Here is an 18,731-nt window from a genome sequence, read left to right as displayed (position 1 = left end):
GGTTGGTCCTTGTTATGCAAAATGGATGTGTTCGGCAGCTGCGCGAATCTGCCGCGGGAGTTTGGCCAGCACCTGGTCCCGGTTGGCCAGCCAGTCTGCCTTGGCATAGCTGAAGCAGATCAGGTTTTTGGCCTGCCCGCTGCGGGTGCTCGCGGACTTGGTCTCCTGCTCGCGGTAGCCAAAGGTGCGGTGCATCTGGATCGGCGAACGGTTGCCTTCGAAAACCTCCGCCACCAGGGTGGCGACATCGAGGGTGCCGAACGCGAAGTCGAGCGCTGCGATTTCGAGAATCAGGCCGCTTCCCGGCCAGACCGCATCTTCGCCGATGTAGCAGCCCCAATGGCAGGCGCTGCTGCCGATGTCAGAAAAGTACAGCATCCCGACAGGTTTGTCGTCCTGCAAAAATACGCGGTACTGCCGGTCCGTCGCCTGCCCCAGGCTGTCGAACCAGCGACGCTGCTGGTCAGCCTCGATGAGCGTGTCGTCGAGCATGTTTTCGCGGATACGCGACTTGTTGCGCCACACCCTGATCTGCTCGATCAGGTCGGCGGTAACAGGCACGAAGCGTGAAATAGGTGTTTTCATCCAAGCAGCCTCTCGCAAAGTTCTTCGGTTCCAAGTCCCGGCACCAGCGCACTGATGGCGCGGCTGCGCGCGCGCAAGGTTGCGCCGTCGCCGAGGCAGCCCCGCACCGAGCGCGCAATGTCGGCGGCCGATACCGCGTCCACCTCGCCCAGGAAATCAATGTAGCCGGCGTCGTGCAGCGCCTGGTTGGCCGGCGTCTGGTTGGGCGCCACGCTGATCACGATACCCGGCAGGCCCAGGCTCATGCGCTCCCAGGTTGTGGTGCCACCGGCGCCGATCATCAGGTCGGCGCGCGCCATCAGGCCGGCCAGGCTGGGTTGAGGTCCGTGCAGCACGGTCCCCGGCCGGCGCGCGGCCTGCTCGGCCAGCGCGCCGGCATCCGGATAATTGGCGCCCACGACCACGTCGGCCGCCAGTGCCCGCAGGTCCGGCTCGTCCAGCGCTCGCAGGATCCTGCTGGTCAGGCCCTGCAGGTCGCTGCCGCCGACGAACACCAGGACCCGCCGCACCATGCCGTCGCGCGGCGGCAGCCACTCGCGCAGCTTCAGGTACTCCGGCCGCAGCAGCACGTGGCGCGGCCCAAGCAGCAGCTGGCAATGGGCCGGGACCAGGCCGTCATAGCGGCGCGCGTAATCCGGGCCATTCCAGTTCTGGTCAAACAGCAGGTCGCAGTCGTGCTCGCGGTCGGCCAGGTCATCGATCGCCATCAGCTGCCGGCACCGGCTGCGCAGCTCGCGCTCCCAGCGGGCGTCCAGCGCGTAATGGTCCACCACCAGCCAGTCCACCGGCTCGCCGCCGAGCGCCTTGCGGGTATCGGCGGCGTCGGTCGCCCAGTCGGTGCCGAGCCAGCGCGCATGCGCGGGCCCCGCCGGCCCTGCCGCCGCCCCCTGCGCCGGCGCAGGCAGCGCCAGCGCCCGGTGCCCGCGTTGCTCGATCAGCCCAAGCAGGTTGCCCGCATGCGGACGGCACAGGAACACGCAATCGGCGCCGCGCGCGGCGAGCGCATCGGCCAGGGTCAGGCAGCGCATCACGTGCCCGGTGCCGATCTGGAGCGACGCATCGGTGCGAAACGCGACGCGCCTGCGCCGCGCCGCGCCGCCGCTGCCGGCGTGCATCAGCGCCTTCATCATCCATTCGGCGCGTTCCCAGTCTTCGGGTGTGTCGATGTCCTGCACGCGGTGGCGCGGCAGCGGCACCGGCGCTGCGTCCTGGCTGAACACCGGCTTGTGCGCCAGCCATGCCTCGGCCCTGCCCCAGTAGAACTGGCCGGCGTCGTGCCAGGCCTCTTCCAGGTCCTGCGAACGGGTCGTGAAGTGCGCGGGCTCGAACATCTCCACCCGCTTGTTCGCGGTGACACGGATCGCGCGCTGGATCGGAAACGCGTAGGTGGTGACCGAGAATGCGTAATCGGCCCCGCTGTCGGACAGGATGCGCAGCCCGCGCCGCAGGTCGTCCGCCTGGACGAAGGGCGCGGTGGCATAGATGCAGCACACTTCGGCCGGCGCCTGGCCTTCATCGGCCATCCAGCGCACCGCATGGGCTACTACAGCGCTGGTGCCGGTATGGTCGTCCGACAGTTCGGGCGGGCGCATGAAAGGCACCTGCGCGCCGTATTGGCGCGCCACCTCGGCGATCTCGGCGTCGTCGGTTGAGACCACCACGCGGTCGAAGCAGCCGCTCTGCAGCGCAGCCTCGATCGACCATGCGATCATCGGCTTGCCGGCGAACGCCTTGATGTTCTTGCGCGGGATGCGTTTGCTGCCGCCACGCGCTGGAATCACGGCCAGCTTCATGCGTCCAGCGCCTTGCGCAGCGCGGCGACGACCTCGTCCTGTTGGGCTTCGGTCATCGTCGGGTACATCGGCAGGCTGATCGCTTCCGCGTAGTAGCGCTCCGCCTCGGGAAAGTCGCCGGGCTTGAAGCCCATGCGCTGGTAGTAAGGCTGGGTATGCACCGGGATGTAGTGCAGGTTCACCCCGATTCCGCTGGCGCGCAGCGCGTCGAACACCGCCGCGTGGCTGCGCCCGCCCTGGCGCAGGCGGATCACGTACAGGTGCAGGCCCGAGTAACCGTCCTCGTGCTGCCACGGGGTGGCCAGCGGCAGGTCGGCCAGCAACCGGTCGTAGCGGCGCGCCAGCGCATGGCGGCGCGCGACGTACTCGTCCAGGCGCGTCATCTGGCTCACGCCCAGGGCGGCCTGCAGCTCGGTCATGCGGTAGTTGAAGCCCAGCTCGATCTGCTGGTAGTACCACGGACCGTGCGGCGCCTCGGTCATCGCGGCCGGATCGCGCGTGATGCCGTGGCTGCGCAACAGCGCCATCTTGTCGGCCAGGGCCGGGTCGTTGGTGAGCGCCATCCCGCCCTCGGCCGTGGTGATGATCTTCACCGGGTGGAAGCTGAACACCGTGATGTCGCTGTAGCGGCCGCTGCCGATGAACTCGCCCTTGTACTTGCCGCCGATGGCATGCGATGCGTCTTCGACCACCTTGAAGCCGTAGCGCTTGGCCAATGCCGCAATCGCCGCCATGTCGCACGGCTGGCCGCACAGGTGCACCGGCACCACCACCTTGGGCAAGCGGCCCTCGCGCTCGGCCTGCACCAGCTTGCGCTCCAGCGCCTGCGGGCTCATGTTGTAGGTGCGCGGGTCGATGTCGACGAAGTCCACCTGCGCGCCGCAGTACAGGGCGCAGTTGGCCGATGCGACGAAGGTGTTCGGGCTGGTCCACAGCCAGTCGCCAGGGCCAAGGCCAAGCGCCAGGCACGCGATATGCAGCGCCGCGGTGGCGCTGTTGACCGCGACCGCGTGGCGCGCGCCCACGTGCCCGGCCACCGCCTGCTCGAAGCGCGGCACCATCGGCCCCTGGGTGAGGAAGTCCGACTTGAGCACATCGACCACGAGGTCGATGTCAGCCTGGGTGATGTCCTGGCGACCGTATGGAATCATGCTCAGATGCTCCCGATCTTTTCGCGGTTGATCTCGATCCAGGTGCGCAGGTCGTCGGAACTCATCCATTCCTGGTTGTTGTCGCTGGTGTAGCTGAAGCCTTCCGGCACCCGCTTGCCGTCCTTGATGCGAAGCCCGTCCTGGTCCCAGTTGTGGATCGCCGGCAGGATCTTGAAGTGCTCGGGGTACTCGTAGGTGTAGAACGAGTCCTCGGCGCCGATCATCTGCTCGTGCAGCTTTTCGCCCGGGCGGATGCCGACGACGTCCTGTTTCGCTTCCGGCGCGATCACGCTGGCCAGGTCGGTCACCTTCATCGACGGGATCTTCTTGACGTAGATCTCGCCGCCGACCATGTCCTCGAACGCGTGCCACACGAGCTCGACGCCCTGCTCGAGCGAGATCATGAAACGGGTCATGCGCGGGTCGGTGATGGGCAGCGTGCCCTTGTCGCGGATCGACATGAAGAACGGGATCACCGAGCCGCGCGAACCCATCACGTTGCCGTAGCGGACCACCGCAAAGCGCGTGTCCTGGCCACCGGCGTACGAGTTACCCGCCACGAACAGCTTGTCCGACGCGAGCTTGGTGGCGCCGTACAGGTTCACCGGGCTGCTGGCCTTGTCGGTCGACAGCGCGACCACGCGCTTGATGCCCTTGTCGATGCAGGTGTCGATCAGGTTCATCGCGCCGATGACGTTGGTCTTGACGCATTCGAACGGATTGTATTCCGCGGTCGGCACGATCTTCGTCGCGGCGGCGTGCACCACGTAGTCGATCCCGGACAAGGCGCGCGCCAGGCGGTCCTTGTCGCGCACGTCGCCGATGAAGAAACGGACGCGCTCATCATCCTTGTAGAGCTTGGCCATTTCCCACTGCTTCATTTCGTCGCGCGAATAAATGACCAGACGCTTGGGATTGTATTTCTTCAGCGTCATCGGCACGAACGTGTGCCCGAAACTACCGGTACCGCCGGTAATAAGGATCGACTTTTGATTCAGCATTCTTCCCTCAAATAATCAGAATTGAGATAACTTTTTAATCCCTGAAAGCCGTTGGAACCAGGCCAGGTGGCCAACCAGTTCCTCTCTTGTCATCGAGAGAAGCCAAGGAAAAAAATACAAATAAACACCAATGAATCCGGTGTACAACGCCGCCATCAGTGGCAACTTCAGCAGCAGGAGCGCATCGGCGCCGAGCGCCTGCCACGCCAACCAATGCGCCAGCCAGCCAAGGCAGACGCAGCCGGCCAACGCGAACACCTGGTAGTGCCAGTCGAAGCGCCAGCCAAAAATCCGGGCGATCATCCACGCCAGCACATTGACCGAAATCACCTGCGCGCCCACCAGTTTGAGCGCCAGGCCTTCCGCTCCCATGTGCAAGCCCGGGACCGGGGCCGTTGCCGGCGCCAGCACCAGGTAGGCCACCACCAGGCTGATCGCCATGCCGACCGAGCTCGACCACGCGTAGGCGCGCGTGTGGCCGGTCGCAAACGACAATGTTCCGCCAATCTGGCCCATCGACTGGTGGACCGGGTACAGCAGCATGATCGCCATCGCCAGCGTTCCGCCCACGTACGCTTCCCCGACCGTCAAGCGCAGGATGTCCGAGGCCAGCGGTTGCATCGCGCCGGCCAGGAAAGCGCCGACGAAAAACAGCATGCGCGATGCGCGCCGGTACAGGGCACCGACCCGCTCGAGATTGCCCTGATGGTGCGCCTCCGCGATTTCCTTCCAGAGGATGCGCAGGACCGACACGGTCGCCAGCAGCGCGATCGCTGAGTACTGCTGCGCAACGCTGAAGTAAGCCTGCTGCTTCACGCCGGCCCAGGTCTGCAGCATCCAGCGATCGGCGAAGTCGTGCACGAAACCGAGAAACGTCATCGGCACCAGCGGCAGGCAGTAATGGAAAAACTCGAGGAATACGCTTTTCGGCGTGTCCCCCCCCGACTCGTCCTGGCCTCCCGCTTGCCCCCCCCGGTACAGGCGCGACGCCAGCCAGGCCGCCGCCGCCCACTCGATCGCCAGCGCGGCGAACACCAGCGGCACCGCCAGCATCCCCGCCCAGGCCAGCGCAAGCACCACGCCCAGGTGCACCACCACCACGGCGGTATTGATCTGCTGGCTTCGCACCGTCTGCCGGCTGGCCTCGGCCATCTGAACCGCGAGCAGCCACACGGTGCCCTGCATGAACGTGGCAAGGAACGCCAGCCCGAGCATCAGGCGCGACTCCCCGGCCCATAGCGCACGCACGGTAGTATCTGGCAGCAACAGCAACAGGAACAGCAGGGCCACCGCCATCTGGATGCCGACAAAGCTCCAGAACAAGCCGATGAAGCGGCTGCTGCGCGGACGGCGTGACAGCAGCGTGAAGAACGCCGTCGAACTGCCCATGTCGAGCATGCCGCGCAGTGCGGTAAACGCCGCCATCAGGAACGCCATCCTGCCGTAGTCCGCCGGGCCCATCCAGCGCGCCAGCAGCATGCCGGTACCGAACGTGACACCGCTGCGCACCAGGTTGGACACGAAGCTGACGACAAAGCGGGACTGTATATTGGTTGCCATTTAGCTGAACTGGGTCTGTTGCCGGCTTGCTCTGCCGGCACCAGCTTTCGCCCTTAATCGCTTGTCGCCTTAGTCGCTGCCGAACAGGTCACGCGTATAGACCTTGTGCTGCACCTTCTCGAGCAGCGGCGTAGCCCGATTTGCCACGATGACGTCCGAATGCTCCAGGAAATATTCGAGGTTGTTAATCACGCGCGAATTGAAAAACTTCTCGTCCTTCAGCGCCGGTTCGTAAATGATGACCTCGACTCCCTTGGCCTTGATCCGTTTCATGATCCCCTGGATGCTCGATGCGCGGAAATTGTCGGAGCCCGTCTTCATGATCAGGCGGAAAATCCCCACAACCTTCGGCTGGCGCCGCAAGATGTCTTCGGCAATGAAATCCTTGCGTGTCGTATTCGATTCGACAATCGCATGGATCAGGTTTTGCGGCACGTCGCGGTAATTGGCCAACAGCTGCTTCGTATCCTTTGGCAGGCAATAGCCGCCATACCCGAAACTCGGGTTGTTGTAATGGTTGCCGATACGCGGATCGAGGCACACGCCATCGATAATCTGGCGCGTATCCAGGCCGTGGGTCGCGGCATAGGTGTCGAGCTCGTTGAAATACGCGACACGCATCGCCAGGAAGGTATTGGCGAACAGCTTGATCGCCTCGGCCTCGGTGCTGTCGGTAAACAGCGTCGGGATGTCTTGTTTCAGAGCACCCTGCTGCAGCAGCCCGGCAAATACCCGCGCGCGTTCGGATTTTTCGCCGACCACGATCCGCGACGGATGGAGATTGTCATACAGCGCGCGTCCTTCGCGCAGGAATTCCGGGGAAAAGATCAGGTTATCGATACCGAATTGCGCCTTGGTGCGCGCAGTATAGCCGACCGGAATGGTCGACTTGATCACCATTACCGCCCTGGGGTTAATTGCGATAACGTCACGGATTACCGCCTCGATCGACCGGGTGTTGAAGTAATTAGTCTCCGGATCGTAATCGGTCGGCGTGGCGATGATCACATAATCTGCCCCGTCGTACGCCTCGCGCGGGTCAAGCGTGGCACGGAAGTTGAGCGTTTTGCTGGTCAGGTATTCCTCGATCTCCTTGTCCTCGATCGGGGATTTCCTCTGGTTCAGCAGCTCGACCTTCTCACGGACGATGTCCAGCGCCACCACCTCGTTGTGCTGGGCCAGCAGGACCGAATTGGACAGACCGACGTAACCGGTACCGGCGATCGCGATCTTCATTGCGCGCCCTTTCCCGGATCCTGTTCGGCCGTTTGTCCAACCTCTGCCTTGAGCAGCTCGATCTCTTTTTTCAATGCCTCGTATTCGTCCATTTTTCGTCTTAAAAATTCACTGGTCAGCGCTGTTTTCTCGGCAAAGCCACGCGGCGTCAGCACGTAGACATACCCGAATTTGTTCTTTGAGTGCGCAAAATTCTGCATTTTCACCCAGCCCTTGTCGATCAAGGCCTTCAGGCAATAATTAAGGCCGCCGACACTGACACCCAATTCTTCCGCCAATTCGCGCTGGGTCAGGTCGGGGTTTTCCTCTAGCAGACGCATGACACGAAAATATGTGTCTTCCTGAATTTTGGCCTGACGGCTCGACATACGCAGGTCTTTCGACTGGCTATTTACCGCCTCGCCCTGCCACTTCAGCGATCGAGCCGGAATCATTTAATGCAAATCACAAGTTCTGCACGAACTTGAACAATTTTACGCCCACTCCCCCAGCGCAGTCCATTAAAAAGCCGGAATATCGGGGGCCTGTATTTTCATGCACTAAGGCTGTGGCATTAACGCCCCCGCCGCATTTAACCGCCTGCCGCCATCTTCATTGCATTGGCAATCGGCGATCGCTTGCGCTCGACCGGCAAAAACGCCGGCGCTCAGCGTACTGCCGTGCGTGCGGGAACCTCGTCGAGCGATTCGGCTTGCGCAGCGGGCTTGACGGCCCCCTCGAGCGGCTGGCGGCGCAGCCAGTGTCCGCGCACGAGGCGCGCATACACGGCCACGTACACCACTACCTGCGCCAGCGTCAGCAACACCGCGCCCGGCAGCGAATCTCCGACCAGCACGCTGAGCGTGGCCGCGATGGCGACCCAAGGCAGAGTCACGCAGACCACGGCGGCGTTGCGCTTCCACGGCCGTTGCGGGTCAATGCGCACGAAGCGCGTGACGACACGGCGGTACACCAGCGTGTGCAGGTGCAGCGCGTCCGGTGCGCCCGGGCTGGCCTGGCGCACGATCTTGCGGCGGTAAATACTGAACAAGACTTCGATCACCGGATACGCACAAATCGACAGCACCTGCCATGCACTGACGTCGGGATCGCGTACCAGCAGCAGCACGCCGACTTCGGCCACCCAGAAGCCAAGAAAATAGGCGCCGCCATCGCCAAGAAAAATCCGGCCCATCGGATAGTTCACAAACACGAAGCCAATCGCGGCGCCCGCGCCGATCGCCGCCAGTTCGGCCACCAGTTGATCCCCGACCGACCAGGCCACGGCCCCCAGCGCCGCGAGCATGACGGTCACGATACTGGCGGCCAGACCGTTGAAGCCGTCGATAATATTGATTGCGTTGATACCTCCAGCCACGACGATCGCGGTCACCACGAGCGCGGGCGGCCCCCATTGCAGCAGCCGGTCGACGCCCCAGATATCGACCTCCCTGACGATCGCCCCCAGCAGCCAGCTGGCTGCCAAGGCGCTGGCGATTGACGCGAACAAGCGCGCCCGCACCGACACCTTCTTGGTCAGGTCCTCCACGATGCCGGCGGCAAAGGCAGGCAGCCCCGCTATCAACAGGCGCAACGCGGTGTTGCCATGTTCGGTCGCGGCCGCGCCGGCCAGCCAGTCACCGCGGCGCGCCAGCAGCACGGCCGTAATCGCGAAGACGATGGCGAGACCGCCAATCCTGGGCACCGCCGTGGTATGGAATTTTTGGACGCCGGCCAGATCATGGTCGAGCGTGTGTTTGCCGTGCCAGCGCTGCGACCAGACGATGAGTATGCTCGCGGAGACACTGAGCGCTATCGCGGCCAAAGTAATGCCAAGCAGCTGGTTCATCATGACAATATCCCAAGTCTTGTTTTGGTGGCACCGAAGGTTGGCGGTGCACGGTTGTTTCTATCGCTTCAGTGCAAGGTGCTGCTTCAGCTCACGCCACCTGGCAGCGCCCGCCTCCGATGACAGAGCCTTGCGCCGCGCTTCACTCAGGAACGCGATCGCGATCGCCACCAACAAGGCGACCATCGTCGTCAGCACAACGATCAAGGTCCGGTTCGGCTTGAACTTGCGCTCCGGCTCCACCGCCGGGTCAAGGACCTGGATCACCGACGGGTCCTTTGCCTCGTCCAGGCGCGCGGCTTCGTACTGCTTGGCCAGCAGCTCGTACAGCATCTGGTAATACTTCACGTCGCGCAGCAGCATGATGTTGTCGAAGCCACTCTGCTTCGGCCCGGCACCGGACGCCGGCGCACTGCCGGCACCGGCTCGGCCGTTCTCGAGCTTGTCCAGCTCGGCACGCAGGCTGGCCAGCTCCTCGTCAACCCGCATGTACTGTGGATTGCTGGGAGTGACAAAGGCGCGCATCGAATTGAGCTGGATCTCCTTGGCCGACACTTGCGCACGCAAACGCCCCACCGTTTCGATGACCGCACGACTCTCGGTATCCACGCTGATCACGCCGCGCGCGTCGAGCGCGCCCTTCAGAGCAGCCTCGCCCCTGGCCAGATTGTTCTTGGCCTGCTCCAACTGGCGCTCGTAAAACACGCGACGCTGGCCAGCCTCGGTCACGGCCATCACCTTGGTCAGCGCGAGCAGTTCGCTGACGTAGGCATTGGCCAGCGGCGCGACCAGCTTGCGGTCGGTCGCGTGCACTTCGATCGTGATCAGGTTGTCCTTGCCGGCGCTGATGGCGGTGTTCGCCGCCAGCTTGGCCATCGCCACTTCCTGCGACTGCGTGTTGTACACCTTGGTGAGGTCAAACTTCTGGATCAGCTTGGCCGCAATGGTGCGGCTCTTCAGCATGCCGATGTACAGATCATTCGGATTCTTGATGCCCGCCACGCCAGCGGCGGCGCCCGCCATCCCGCCCAGCTGCGACAGCAGCGCCGCGGCACCGGATTGCGCCTGCTGGGGCGGAAGCAGCTTGGCGTCTGCCTTGTACACATTAGGCAGCACGAGGCTGATCGCGACAGCCAGCGCGGCCGCCACCAGCGGCAGGCCTGCCACCAGCTTCTTATGCTTGGCCAGTACGATCAGCAGATCGATCAGGCTAATCTGGTCTTCGCCATTGGACTGCCCGTTCGCGTTCGACTGCACTTGGTTCATTATGTCAATTACCTGTTTGAAGCTTGATGGATCAGTTTCTCAGCGTCTTGATCGCGGCTGCGCCCAGACCGAAGTTGGCGAAAATCTGCGCCCACTCACGCGTGCCTTGCATAAACTTGGTCCAGCGGCTGTCCTTGTCGATCTTTTCGGGAACCAGGATGCTGTCGCCCGGCATCACCATCACCCCGCCGATGCCGCCAAAGAACCATCCTTTCGATTGACCAGACTCGACGGTGCCGTCCACGCGCATCACGAACACGTTGTCGGTGTCTGCGGCAGGCGTCAGGCCGGCAAGCTTCAGGTAATCGTCCACGCGCGTATTCGGGCGCCACAGCGGGGACGCCTCGACGTTGACGGCGCCGAAAACATGCACGAACTGGGGCTTGGGCGGGACCACCAGGCGGTCGCCGTTTTCCAGTTTCAGCTGCGGCAAGCGGGCGAACGAACGCTCTTCCGGATCCAGGCCAAACGCGATGCGGCCGGTGGCCTTGAATTGGCGAAAACGGCTCACCGACTGCTTGGCCAACTCCATTTGCGCGTCACTCTTCGAACGCGCGACCATGGCGTCGGCATCGGTGAGTGCGCGGGTGTTCGCCACACTCTTGGCCTGCTCGTCGCGCAACTGCGCCTCGAGCTTGTCGGCTGCTTTCTCCAGGTTCGCCTGCTGCTCGCGGCGCACGCTCTCGCGGAAGAACGCAGTACCAAACAGGTAGGCGTTGGAAGTCGGGCCGCCGGCCTTGGCAATCAAGCTCTGCAGCGTCTCGCCCGCGGTCATCTGGTACACGCCCGGCACCTTGACCTCGCCTTCGACCCGGACGAAGACGCGGCGCTTGTCCAGCGGCACAGCCACGTCGCTTTGGGAGAAGATCGTGACCGTGTCGCCCGCCTGCAACTCGACGTTGTCGGCACCCTTCGGATTGGCGAACACATTGCCAAGGTTAAAGGGAATGAGATTGACACTCAGGTCCGAACGGTTCACCCGCTCGACGACTGCGTAGTCCCAGTTAATCTCGTCAATCAGTCCGCCGATCCGGGCAGCGATTCCCTCGCTGACCTCGCGCGTGTCCTTTTCACCGTCCCCCGTGGCGACAACGTTGTTCTGGCGCCGCACCGACGCGCGGCTGATCAGGTATTCGCGGCTGGGGATCAGATCGCTCACCCGCATCCCGCTCTTGAACTGGGCACGGATCGGCTGGTCAACATTGCCCCGCAGAACAACCGCGTTGGCAAAGTCAGGGGTAATCGACGTTATGTTCAGCACGTCCCCGTTGCGCAGCGGCCGCTTCAGGCCCTGGCCGTCCAGTGCGAACTCCTCCACGCTACGCGGATGATTCCTGGTAGCGTTGATACGCTCGAGGAAGGCACGACGCGGGTCTGCCACCACGGGCAAGCCACCGGCGAAATCGAGCAATGACTCCACCGTGTCGTTGCCGTTCTTCAGCTCGTAGACCGCGGGCGCGTTGACCTTGCCAACCAGCGCAACGAAGCCGCCAGCCGGAGGAATGAAAATCGTATCGCCGTCGAGCAGCTTGATGTCGGCCGACTTGTCACCCTTGGCGATAAACGAATACAGATCCAGCTCGGCCGCCACCTTGCCGCCGCGCTTGACCTGCACATGGCGCATGCTGCCGTTGGCATTCGGGCCGCCGCTGGCAAACAGGGCCGTCACAAGCGTGGACAGGCTCGAGACAGTGTACGTGCCTGGACGCCGTGCCTGTCCGACCACATAGACGGTGATGGCACGCAGTTGCCCGAAATTGACGTTCACCGTCACGCCCTTGTACAGCTTGCCGATGGCGCCGCGGATGACCGATTCCGCCTCGCCCGCCTTGACGCCGGCCAGCACGACCGAACCGATGCTGGGGATCGAAATGGTGCCGTTGCGATCGATCGTGGCGCGGTAATCGATGTCGATCGTCCCCCAGCCGCGGATCAGCAGTTCGTCGCCCGGGCCGAGCGGGTAATCGGCTGGCACCGGCGAGTTGGAGATCGGCGCAAAGGTCGACGGTGCGCCCGCGAAGAACTCGCTGCCGAACACTGGCAGCATCTGCCCGGTGTTCTCCGAGATAAATTTTTGGAACTCGCTCGGTTCATCGTGCGACTTCGCGGACGGCGCGGCCACTGCCGCGGGAGGCGTGGCCGACGCGGCCCGCACGTTCGATGTGTTGTTGATAGTGAGCTTGCGCGGTGCCTGCGGCGTGGCCACATCGGTGGCGGTGACGGCTTCCTGACCGAACAGGTCCGATTTGTCTTGCGCAGAGGCAATAGACGCTGTTGCCAGCGCTACAGCAATGATGCTGGTTTTAATTTTGTACATTGACTTGCGGGGGAATCGAGCGCGAGGACTAAAAGGTTCAGCTCGCTATGTTACCCGATAGCATTCTGAAGGGGAAATTTGTTGTTGATGTTCAGTTTCGAAAACCCCTTTCGTGGGGGCACATTCGGCAGATTTACCACACCGCCTTGCCGCCATCGGGTCTCGACTTATCAGGCATTCAATTCCCGCCCACCTCGTCTAAGTCATTGAATTCTGTACAAAATCTTCTTCCGCACCTCATCAACCGAGAGGCTGCTTTGGTTATCCCCAATCAAACCCAAGTCATTTTGGAAAGGAATAGCTTGCGATTAACTTGAGGGCGTTACATTTAGTGATATTTGAGCGTCGTCGTTCACCGATACGGCAAATCAAGAGCGCCTCAGATCGGAAATGGCGCGATTATTGTTAAGGGCCGCTTGCGCCCTCCAATTGACATCACCATACCCGGAAGCACTGGCGCGGCGGACACACTTTCGGAGCCCGCCGAACGGCGTCACGCGCCGCGCCAAAAGCCTTGCGCGCCTTATTGGCAGGCGAGCAGCGCCAGCTGTGCGTCGCCCAGGTAGCACCACTCCCCCTCGCGAATCCCCAGGGAGTCGAGGGTCAGGCCGCCGATCTGGGAGCGGTGCAGCGCTGTGCAGTGATTGCCGGCGGCCGCCAGCATGCGCTTGACCTGGTGGTATTTACCCTGCTCGAGCACGATCTCGAGCTGGTGCTCGCCGCGCTGGACGCAGGTGACGGCCGCCAGCGGCGCCGGTTCGTCATGCAGCTGCACGCCGGCCAGCAGCTGGTCTACCAATGGCCGGGTGACCGGCTCGGCCGTGGTGGCCTGGTACACCTTCGGCACGTGCCGCTTGGGGGAGGATTGCGCGTGGATGAAGGCGCCGTCGTCGGACATCAGCAGCAAACCTGTGGTGTCATGGTCGAGCCGCCCGACCGGCTGGACCTCGCGCCAGGTGAATTGCTCCGGCAACAAGGTCAACACGGCCGGGTGGTGGCTCGGCTTGCGCGAGCATTCGTAGCCCACCGGTTTGTTGAGGGCGATATAGAGCCGCTCGCGGTATGGCCAGTCCTCGTCGAACACGGTCAGCACCAGGCCGTCGGTCTCGACCACTGCCTTGTAGTTGTCCTCCACCTCGCCATTGATCGCAACGTCGCCGTCTTCGATCAGGGCGCGGCAATACTTTCGGCTGCCAAACCCCTGCGATTGCAGGATCCGGTCAAGGGATAATTTGCTCATGGGGCGAGACTGTAACAGAACGGCCGCACTCCTGAAAGTGGCAAAAATGGCAAGAATAGGTTGAGTTCGTGTGTCGCACTCGTTTGATTTACCTCAAGCATCAGAATCTTCCTATTGATACACTGAAATTCAAGTAGGAATCGGACTAACGGTGTGTGCCTTTGACTACTCATCGTTAGGATTTCAGTCAACCCCAACAATAAGAGGACCAGGATGCAAACTGTGAAGGATCAGCAATCGAACGTCGAAGAACGCATGACTATTGCTCGTGAACAGTCTGCCTTGTTTCCCACCCGGCTCGCGCTGGCCCGCTGGATGAGCGGCGCCGACTTCCCCCACCTTCACCATGCCCACCCGCCGCTGCGGGCGGCATGGCTGGCCCAGGCCCAGCGCGACTTTCAGGCGTGGCTGGACGGGGGCGGCTTTGTTCAGCACGATGGTGCGGCGAACGAACCCAAAGCATCCCCGGATGGGCATTCGGCCGAAACCTGGGCCATTTGAGTACATTCTGGTGCTATCTCGGCTGTTTCGGGCCGTCTTCCTGCACCGTCAGCATCGATCCCGGCATTCGCCGGGATGACGGGCCTGGGGCCAAGACGGGCGGTCGGGCAGCGTTGTTGCAAGCCCGGCATGGGTCCCCGCCTTCGCGGGGACGACGGTGCCTGGGTTATCAGTCAAGGTTCCTGCGGGGCCACGTCGTTTGCTTAACATGGCGCCCCCCCACACAGCAATCCCCCCTGAAACGAAAACGACGGCTTGCGCCGTCGTTTTCTATTCCCCGAGGGAATTTTGCTGAGGAATTGAATTCTCTCGATCCGCACCGCGCAGGGTGCGTCTTGTAGTCCGTTTCCGAAACCGATGAGAAGAGGCTGAGGTTCTGTTTCGTCTCCTTGAAAGGCCTACACCTCTAAATATAGAACGGGTGCACAAACTTTCAAGGGGATATTGATAAAGCTCAGCGAACTTTTGGAACAGCGCCGTGGTAAATGGACTGGACCGCCCCGCTGCCGACCGACGCCCCGAACTTCTTCAGCACCCGCTCGGGCAAGCCTTCGCGCGAGGTGTAGTCCACGATGTCCTCGGCCTTGACGATGTCGCGCGCCACCGTGTCCACCGTGCCGAAGCCATCGGCCAGGCCCATCTCGACCGCCTTGGCGCCGGTCCAGTACAGGCCCGAGAAGATCTCGGGGGTCTCCTTCAGGCGCTTGCCACGGCCGGTGCGCACCACGTCGATGAACTGCTGGTGAATCTCGTCGAGCATTTCCTGGGCGTGTGCCTTCTGCTTGTCCGACTGCGGGCTGAACGGGTCGAGGAAGCCCTTGTTCGCCCCGGCCGTCAGCAGGCGGCGCTCCACGCCCAGCTTTTCCATGGCGCCGGTGAAGCCGAAGCCGTCCATCAGCACGCCGACCGAGCCGACGATGCTGGCCTTGTTCACATAGATCTTGTCGGCCGCCGCCGCGATGTAATAGCCGCCCGAGGCACAGATTTCGTCCACCACCACGTACAGCGGCTTGTTCGGGTAGCCCTTCTTGAGGCGATTGATCTCGTCCACGATGATGCCGGCCTGCACCGGGCTGCCGCCGGGACTGTTGACACGAAGGACCACGGCCGCCGAGCCGGCGTCGGCAAACGCCTTGTCCAGCGCGGGCACCACGTTATCGGCCGCACCGCTGCCGTCGGTGTCGATGGTGCCGTCGATTTCGATGAGCGCGGTGTGACGGCCGAGCGACTCGACGTCCGCCCCACCCAGGTCGAAATAGGTCCAGATGGCAAACACCGCCAGCGCCAGGAAGCTCAGGCGGAAAAAGATGCTCCAGCGGCGCGCGGCGCGCTGCTCCTTGATCGTGGCGAAGACCAGCTTTTCGAGCGTGTCGCGCTCCCAGTTGGCAATGCTTGGCTCCTTGGCCAGCCGGCTGTCGGCGGGATTGTCCTTGCTGATGTCGTCGCTCATAACTTGTTCGTTCTATTCACGTGGCCGCTACTTGCAACGGCCGGCAATGCGTAGCACTGTAGGGTGGGCAGGTTTCCTGCCCACGCGTTCAGCCGCCGATGAGCGGCCACGCACAGGCTGGTTGGACGCGTGGGCGGGAAACCCGCCCACCCTACGACGCCACGCGCGTGACCGGGCGCGAATCGCCGGGTCCGCAAAGGCACGTGTCAACCCCGTGGGCACGAGTGCCCACCCTAGCATTTCACGCCGGCGGCCGGATGTGCTCGTCCGGCTGCCAGTAAATCTTGTTGTCCACTTCGCGCACCGGGATCGGCCGCAGGCGCCCTCCGGTACACGGCCCGCCCATGCAGCGCCCGCTGTCCGGCTGGTAGATTGCCCCGTGCGTCGAGCACATCAGGTACAGCCCGCTCGACTCGAAGAACTCGCCTTGAAACCAGTCAAGCTCGATCGGCACGTGCGCGCAGCGGTTCAGGTAAGCGTACGGCTGGCCGTCGTAGCGCACCACGAAGCCGGTTGCCGCGTCGCCAAACGCCACCACCGGAAAGCGCACGCCCTTGCCGCCCTCCTCCACCGCCGCAGAATCGCAGATCAGCACTTCTTCCATCATGCGTTCTCGTGCAGCCACTGGTGCAGCTCGGCCACGGTTTTGGCGGAGAACGCCGGCTTGCATGCCTGTAATTGGTGCACCGGATGGGCGCCGTACTCAACCGCCACACCAACCGCGCCGGCATTGCTTGCCATTAGCAAATCATGCGTGGTGTCGCCGATCATAACGGTCCGGCGCAGGTCCTGCCCCAATTCCCTGGTGAGCTCCTGCAACATTGCCGGATGGGGCTTCGAAAATGTCTCGTCCGCGCAACGGGTAGCGTCGAACATCGACAACAGGCCAACCGCGTTCAATGCCCGGTTCAGGCCGACCCGGCTCTTGCCGGTCGCCACCGCGAGGAAGTAGCCAGCGTGCGACAAGTCCGTCAACATGTCGCGAACGCCGTCGAACAGGACGAGTTCGTGGTCCTTCGTCAAGTAATGGTAGCGGTAACGCTCCACCAGTTTCGGGTACAGGGCGGGATCGATGTCGGGCACCACCGATTGCATCGCCTCGGCCAGCCGCAGGCCGATCACCTGCGACGCGGCCTGGTCGCTGGGTGGCTTCACGCCGATATCCTTGGCGGCCGACTGGATGCACTTGACGATGGTGGCCGTGCTGTCCATCAGCGTGCCGTCCCAGTCGAAAACGATCAGGTCGAATTTTTGTCTTGGCATGTCTCCTGGCTGATCGCAGCCAGCTCCTCTGTATATAGTTTGTAGTCGTAGGGTGGGCAGCTGTGCTGCCCACGCGTTCTGGCCAAGCCAGCGTGATTTGAACGCGTGGGCAGGAAACCTGCCCACCCTACGTCTTCGCTTGCCCCAAGCTTACCAAGAAACGCTCGCACTCTGGCGGCAAGGGCGCTTTCAGCGTGATTTCCTTGCCGGAATCGGGATGCGTGAACGTGATCTGGTGCGCGTGCAGGAACATCCTGCGCAGCGGCCCGTGGTCTTCCCCCGCCTTTTGCAGCGCGCGGTTGAGCGCAAAATCGCCGTATTTGTCGTCACCCAGGATCGGAAAGCCACTGGAAGCCAGATGCACACGAATCTGGTGCGTCCGACCGGTCTTCAGCTCCGCCTCCAGCAACGCGAACCGCTCCCACTTGCGCAGCAACGTAAACACGGTGTGCGACTCCATTCCGCCCGCCTGCACCACCACGCGCCGCTCGCCGTCCGGGGTCGTGAACTTGTGCAGCGGTAGCTTGACGTGCTGCCGCTTGTTGCGCCAGTCACCATACACGGCAGCAAGATAACGCTTGTCCGTGTGGCCTTCGCGCATCTGCTCGTGCAAATTGGTCAGGGCCGAACGTTTCTTGGCCAGCAGCAATAATCCCGACGTTTCACGGTCCAGCCGGTGCACCAGCTCCAGAAATTTCGCTTCCGGCCGCGCCGCGCGCAGCTGCTCGATGACGCCGTACGACACGCCCGAGCCGCCGTGCACGGCCACCCCGGCCGGCTTGTCGATCACGAGCAGGTGGCTGTCCTCGAACAGGATCGCGAATTCGGCCCCCGGCACCGGCGCCGCCCCGCTGCGCTCGGCCAGCCGCACCGGCGGGATGCGCACCACGTCGCCTTCGGCCAGCCGGTACAGCTGATCGATACGACCTTTGTTCACGCGCACTTCGCCCGAGCGCAGGATGCGGTAAACATGGCTCTTGGGGACGCCTTTGCAGACGCGCAGCAGGTAATTGTCAATACGCTGACCCGCCTCTTCCTCGGTAATTGTCACCAGCCGCACTTGTTGCGCTGCCTGCGATGAAGGGGGAACAACAGCATTTTGCGCCTTCGTTTCCTCTGTCTTCCCAGAAATTCTCTTTAAGTCCTTCATTTTGAATATATAATCGACAGGCGGCGGTCAAACCTCTGCTGGTGTAAGAATTAAAACGATATTTTACACAGGGGCGTCCCCGTCGGCCCCGCAAAAAATGCACTCGATGGGGAAATAACTGTACGCACATTCCTGCGCGAACTTGGGTTGCACCGCAGTTGCAGCCGGGCAGCGCGCCAGGGATGCGGATTGGATTGTTTGGAAATTAAGGATAAGTACCGGCAAGCCGCCCCTGGGTGGCTCGCTGGTTGATGGCGTCGATAACGCTTGCCGTTTTCGCCCGACCCGATGTAGGCCTCATCCAGAAGGCTCGTGAATAAAGGCTGATTCTATCGCCTGTTTCGAAGTCTTGGTGTTCGCTGGCTACGGTTTGGCTGGTTTTAGCACATC

At 62.7% G+C, this 18,731-nt stretch carries 16 protein-coding genes; 1 reads left to right on the top strand and 15 read right to left on the bottom strand.

All coding sequences use genetic code 11. The features are described 5' to 3' along the window. Window positions 1–12: 12 nt before the first annotated feature. The 11 genes from pseH to NX773_RS02190 form a co-directional block, all read right to left on the bottom strand. A complete protein-coding gene (gene pseH / locus NX773_RS02245; RefSeq protein WP_258854762.1) occupies window positions 13–585 on the bottom strand; it encodes a UDP-4-amino-4,6-dideoxy-N-acetyl-beta-L-altrosamine N-acetyltransferase in 573 nt (190 codons plus the stop codon). After that, entirely contained in the window at window positions 582–2,378 is a 1,797-nt protein-coding gene (gene pseF, locus NX773_RS23485; RefSeq protein ID WP_307728422.1) for a pseudaminic acid cytidylyltransferase, read from the bottom strand. The genes pseH and pseF overlap by 4 nt, the downstream gene beginning before the upstream one ends. After that, window positions 2,375–3,529, bottom strand: coding sequence for a UDP-4-amino-4,6-dideoxy-N-acetyl-beta-L-altrosamine transaminase (gene pseC, locus NX773_RS02230; protein ID WP_258854761.1), 1,155 nt, complete (start codon window positions 3,527–3,529; stop codon window positions 2,375–2,377). The genes pseF and pseC overlap by 4 nt, the downstream gene beginning before the upstream one ends. 2 nt (window positions 3,530–3,531) lie before the next feature. Next, window positions 3,532–4,530 (bottom strand): UDP-N-acetylglucosamine 4,6-dehydratase (inverting), encoded by a 999-nt coding sequence (gene pseB / locus NX773_RS02225; protein WP_258854760.1) that lies wholly within the window; start codon window positions 4,528–4,530, stop codon window positions 3,532–3,534. A 15-nt stretch (window positions 4,531–4,545) separates the two neighbouring features. Beyond that, the gene (locus NX773_RS02220) at window positions 4,546–6,090 is read right to left on the bottom strand and encodes a lipopolysaccharide biosynthesis protein (protein ID WP_258854759.1); all 1,545 of its coding nucleotides are present in this window, start codon (window positions 6,088–6,090) and stop codon (window positions 4,546–4,548) included. A gap of 69 nt (window positions 6,091–6,159) precedes the next feature. Next, on the bottom strand, window positions 6,160–7,326 hold the full coding sequence (locus tag NX773_RS02215) for a nucleotide sugar dehydrogenase (protein ID WP_258854758.1): 1,167 nt from the start codon (window positions 7,324–7,326) through the stop codon (window positions 6,160–6,162). Continuing rightward, window positions 7,323–7,760 carry a MarR family EPS-associated transcriptional regulator gene (locus tag NX773_RS02210; protein ID WP_258854757.1) on the bottom strand — a complete coding sequence of 146 codons (438 nt, stop codon included), beginning with the start codon at window positions 7,758–7,760 and terminating at the stop codon, window positions 7,323–7,325. Before NX773_RS02210 ends, NX773_RS02215 begins: the two co-directional genes overlap by 4 nt. Before the next feature lie 212 nt (window positions 7,761–7,972). Next, on the bottom strand, window positions 7,973–9,157 hold the full coding sequence (locus tag NX773_RS02205) for an MraY family glycosyltransferase (RefSeq protein ID WP_258854756.1): 1,185 nt from the start codon (window positions 9,155–9,157) through the stop codon (window positions 7,973–7,975). Between the two features lie 57 nt (window positions 9,158–9,214). After that, window positions 9,215–10,420 (bottom strand): GumC family protein, encoded by a 1,206-nt coding sequence (locus NX773_RS02200; protein ID WP_258854755.1) that lies wholly within the window; start codon window positions 10,418–10,420, stop codon window positions 9,215–9,217. Between the two features lie 31 nt (window positions 10,421–10,451). Further along, a complete protein-coding gene (locus tag NX773_RS02195; protein WP_258854754.1) occupies window positions 10,452–12,737 on the bottom strand; it encodes a polysaccharide biosynthesis/export family protein in 2,286 nt (761 codons plus the stop codon). Window positions 12,738–13,260: 523 nt separating this feature from the next. Beyond that, window positions 13,261–13,977: a pseudouridine synthase gene (locus NX773_RS02190; protein ID WP_258854753.1), complete on the bottom strand. Its 717-nt coding sequence runs from the start codon at window positions 13,975–13,977 to the stop codon at window positions 13,261–13,263. A gap of 213 nt (window positions 13,978–14,190) precedes the next feature. Between NX773_RS02190 and NX773_RS02185 the strand changes: the two genes are divergently transcribed. After that, entirely contained in the window at window positions 14,191–14,478 is a 288-nt protein-coding gene (locus NX773_RS02185) for a hypothetical protein (RefSeq protein ID WP_258854752.1), read from the top strand. Between the two features lie 454 nt (window positions 14,479–14,932). Here NX773_RS02185 and NX773_RS02180 read toward each other — a convergent pair whose 3' ends face one another. From NX773_RS02180 to NX773_RS02165, 4 genes are all read right to left on the bottom strand, one after another. Beyond that, window positions 14,933–15,928, bottom strand: coding sequence for a S49 family peptidase (locus NX773_RS02180; RefSeq protein WP_258854751.1), 996 nt, complete (start codon window positions 15,926–15,928; stop codon window positions 14,933–14,935). A 241-nt stretch (window positions 15,929–16,169) separates the two neighbouring features. Next, complete coding sequence (locus tag NX773_RS02175; protein WP_370662228.1) at window positions 16,170–16,532, bottom strand: Rieske (2Fe-2S) protein; 363 nt, start codon at window positions 16,530–16,532, stop codon at window positions 16,170–16,172. Then, complete coding sequence (locus tag NX773_RS02170) at window positions 16,532–17,191, bottom strand: HAD-IA family hydrolase (protein ID WP_258854749.1); 660 nt, start codon at window positions 17,189–17,191, stop codon at window positions 16,532–16,534. Before NX773_RS02170 ends, NX773_RS02175 begins: the two co-directional genes overlap by 1 nt. Before the next feature lie 127 nt (window positions 17,192–17,318). Next, complete coding sequence (locus tag NX773_RS02165) at window positions 17,319–18,341, bottom strand: RluA family pseudouridine synthase (protein ID WP_258854748.1); 1,023 nt, start codon at window positions 18,339–18,341, stop codon at window positions 17,319–17,321. Between the last annotated feature and the right edge of the window lie 390 nt (window positions 18,342–18,731).

Source organism: Massilia solisilvae, from assembly GCF_024753215.1.
Taxonomy (GTDB): domain Bacteria; phylum Pseudomonadota; class Gammaproteobacteria; order Burkholderiales; family Burkholderiaceae_D; genus Telluria; species Telluria solisilvae.
This window is presented reverse-complemented; position numbering and strand designations above follow the sequence as displayed.